This window comes from Wolbachia endosymbiont of Tettigetta isshikii (genome assembly GCF_041154185.1).
In the GTDB taxonomy this organism is placed as follows: Bacteria; Pseudomonadota; Alphaproteobacteria; order Rickettsiales; family Anaplasmataceae; genus Wolbachia.
In genome coordinates this window covers 1-3,278 of record NZ_JBFTEN010000039.1, presented here as the reverse complement: position 1 = coordinate 3,278, position 3,278 = coordinate 1, and the positions used below count along the sequence as shown (strand labels likewise).

At 36.1% G+C, this 3,278-nt stretch carries 3 protein-coding genes; 1 reads left to right on the top strand and 2 read right to left on the bottom strand.

Annotated elements, in window-relative coordinates; all coding sequences use genetic code 11:
• Positions 1–183: 183 nt before the first annotated feature.
• Positions 184–1,113 carry a 4-hydroxy-3-methylbut-2-enyl diphosphate reductase gene (gene ispH / locus AB6N09_RS05615; RefSeq protein WP_411131945.1) on the bottom strand — a complete coding sequence of 310 codons (930 nt, stop codon included), beginning with the start codon at positions 1,111–1,113 and terminating at the stop codon, positions 184–186.
• Between the two features lie 77 nt (positions 1,114–1,190).
• Between ispH and AB6N09_RS05610 the strand changes: the two genes are divergently transcribed.
• Entirely contained in the window at positions 1,191–2,687 is a 1,497-nt protein-coding gene (locus AB6N09_RS05610; RefSeq protein ID WP_411131944.1) for a peptidoglycan D,D-transpeptidase FtsI family protein, read from the top strand.
• Between the two features lie 3 nt (positions 2,688–2,690).
• Here the strand turns inward: AB6N09_RS05610 and AB6N09_RS05605 are convergent, their stop codons facing one another.
• A complete protein-coding gene (locus tag AB6N09_RS05605; protein WP_411131943.1) occupies positions 2,691–3,038 on the bottom strand; it encodes a hypothetical protein in 348 nt (115 codons plus the stop codon).
• Positions 3,039–3,278: the final 240 nt, after the last annotated feature.

Below are 3,278 nucleotides of genomic sequence, written 5' to 3'. Positions count from 1 at the left end.
TAATCTGCACAGATTGAAGCTAAATAAATAGCTCCAGTACTATAACAAGGGAGCCTGCGGAGGTTGTCAAGTAGTTTTTTGTTTCTGCTTGGTAGCTTTTCTCTACTGTTGTCTACTAGCTTTCTGTATAGTAGAAATTGATATTAATAATATCAAAATAAAGGCTAGTGGACTAGTTTTGTTTTAAACCAAATTCGGTATTTTAAACTGAACGTTTTCAGTAACATCACCTGGCATAACTGAAACTTTTATGCTCATGTGTATTTTCAAGTAGTCTATTAGCTCATCAACCAGTATGTCAGGAGCAGAAGCACCTGCGGTGATTCCTATCTTTTCTATACCCTGTAGCCAGCTTTTGTTCACACAGCTGTAATTATTAATCAAATGGGCTTTTTTCCCTCTAGCGATGCATAGATCTAATAAGCGATTTGAATTCGAACTATTTTTACTTCCTACAATTAACACTATGTCTACGATTTCAGCTAGTTTTTTAACAGCATTTTGCCTGTTTTGTGTTGCGTAGCATATGTCTTTTAAATTAGGACCTGTAATGGTTGGAAACCTAAGCTTTAGAGCAGCAATAATTTCGCTGGTATCGTCGACGCTTAGCGTAGTTTGCGTGACGTAAGACAAATTGTCTGGATTTTTAACTTTTAAACTGTGTACATCTTCTACGGTTTGCACTAAAGTGATAGGATTGTCTACTCTTCCTCTAATTCCCTTAACTTCTGGGTGATTTTCATGCCCAATCAGAATTAATTCTTTGCCGCCATCCTCATACTTTTTCGCTTCTTTATGTACTTTACTGACTAGAGGGCATGTTGCATCAATCACTTGAATACCCTTTCTTTTTGCCTCCTCTTCAATGCTTTTTGACACTCCGTGTGCACTAAAAATCAATATTCCCACATTATCTTCAATGTCCTCAATACTGCTTACAAAAACCACACCTTGTTTCTTAAAGTCTTCTACTATATATTCGTTGTGAACGATTTCGTGCAGCACATAAACTTGGTGCTTGTTCTTGTATTTTTCTAAAGTGATAGTCAATATGTCTACAGCTCTTTTGACTCCCGCGCAAAAACCGCGTGGTTCCGCTAAGATAACTTCCATTTTTTTCAAGTCAAATAAACATGCAAGCGTTACTTAGAAATAAGCTCCGCTCACTATGTTTTATAGTACCATTGTTTATGTTTTATATAATAATTATTTTTCGTATGTTCTCTTTAACATTTGATCAGCTTGCTGCTTCAGAAGACTCGAAAAAAAGTAATATAGCACACAGACAGCCTGATATTTTGGATAGAAATGGAGTGATGATAGCAACAAATATGCCAACAACATCACTGTATATAGATTCAACCAGAGTAAAGAATCCAGAAAGTATAGCAGAACAGTTATGTTCTATTTTGGATGACCTTGAATATGAAGATTTATATAAAATACTTACCTCGAAAAAGAAATTTGCTTGGATAAAGAGGCATTTAACTCCGCGAGAGTTATTAGCAATAAAAAACGTTGGCGTGCCAGGAGTAAACTTTTATGATGATGTAAAGCGTATATACCATCACAATAATTTGTTTGCACACGTGCTTGGCTACACCGACATAGATGACAAAGGCATTGCCGGAGTTAAGGCATACATAAGTAACAAACGTTACAACACTACCAGTAGATATGTTCAACTATCCTTAGATACACGAGTACAAAGCATCGTACATCAGGAACTCACTAAAGCCGTGAGCAGATATCAGGCACCTGGCGGAGCAGGAATTGTTTTAAGTGTAAAAGATAGTGAAGTCATTTTGATGGTCAGTCTGCCCGACTTTAATTCTAACCTGCAGAGTAAGGCAAAAGATATACAAAAGTTTAATCGTGCCAGTCTTGGAGTGTACGAGATTGGATCGGTGATAAAATTCTTTACAATAGCAGCAGCGCTCGATGCGAATGTTGTAAAAACTGATGATTTATATGACATATCAAAGCCAATCACCATTGGGAAATATGAAATTCAGGATTTTCGTGAGTTCAAAATTCCAAAAGTTACTGTGCGAGATATATTTGTAAAATCATCCAACGTTGGTACAGCAAAAATTGCAGTCAAACTAGGTATTGGGAAACAGGTAGAGTATTTTAAGACCATGAAGCTATTTTCTCCTTTGAGAATAGAAGTGCCAGAAAAATCCATACCGATAGTTCTGAATAAATGGAGTGAAAGCACCTCAGTAACGGCGTCTTATGGTTATGAAATAGCTATAACTCCTATGCATATTGCACAAACTGCAGCCGCATTAGTTAACAACGGAATATTTCACAATGCAACTTTGATGTTGAATAAAAAAAGCATATGGGAGCAGATTGTTGCAGGAAGCACTTCCAGAGAGATAAGAAAATTATTACGTGCAGCAGTAACAGATGAGACAGGAAGGAGAGCAAACATAAAAGCATATACAATAGTGGGTAAAACTGGATCAGCAGAAAAAGTTGTAAATGGTAAATATGACAAAAATGCAAACATAGCGTCGTTTATAGGAGTGCTAACTACACTTGATCCAAGGTATATAGTACTAATTGTTATTGGTGAACCTCAGGGCCGGTATGATACCGGAGGAATAATCGCTTCACCTGTGGCCAAGAACATTACAAGTAAAATAGCGCCTATACTGAACGTTACACCCGAGATGTAGAGACTAATACTTCTTTATCAAGAGCTTAAGCTTATGATCTTGATTGTTTCCATCGATGCAAAGAAGCCCATCTTTTGTTATGTTACAATTTTTAGGAGAGATATCAAAATCGATTTTTTTGCCACTGCTATCTACACTAAGGCAAATTCTCGGCTCGAAAAGATCCGTTACACTAGCCTCAAATTTTTTTACTACCTTACCATCTGGCGAAACCAAGCTAAACTTCCAGATATCGCTTGGATCGATATTTCCTGTGTAACTACTACATTCATTGCCTGTGCAGTATGAACTCTCAATTATGTAACCTTCACTGGGAATATCTATAAAAAAACCACACAAATCATCTGACATACAAAATACCTTGATATTTACTGTTTATAAAGAACTGTAATACTTTTTAAGTATACTAATTATGATACACTCAAAAATATAAAGTTTCAACAGTTAATTGTGTAAAAAGTCTTCTTATACCAAATTTCACTTCATAAGAAAAGGATAGACAACAAAAACAAAAAAACTACTTGACAACCTCCGCAGGCTCCCTTGTTATAGTACTAGAGCTATTTATTTAGCTTAAATCTGTGCAGATTG

What these genes read in the sequence shown, in the direction of transcription:
- AB6N09_RS05605 (WP_411131943.1), bottom strand. Translation starts at nt 3,038, where the DNA reads ATGTCAGATGATTTGTGTGGTTTTTTTATAGATATTCCCAGTGAAGGT.
- ispH (WP_411131945.1), bottom strand. Translation starts at nt 1,113, where the DNA reads ATGGAAGTTATCTTAGCGGAACCACGCGGTTTTTGCGCGGGAGTCAAA.
- AB6N09_RS05610 (WP_411131944.1), top strand. Translation starts at nt 1,191, where the DNA reads ATGTTTTATATAATAATTATTTTTCGTATGTTCTCTTTAACATTTGAT.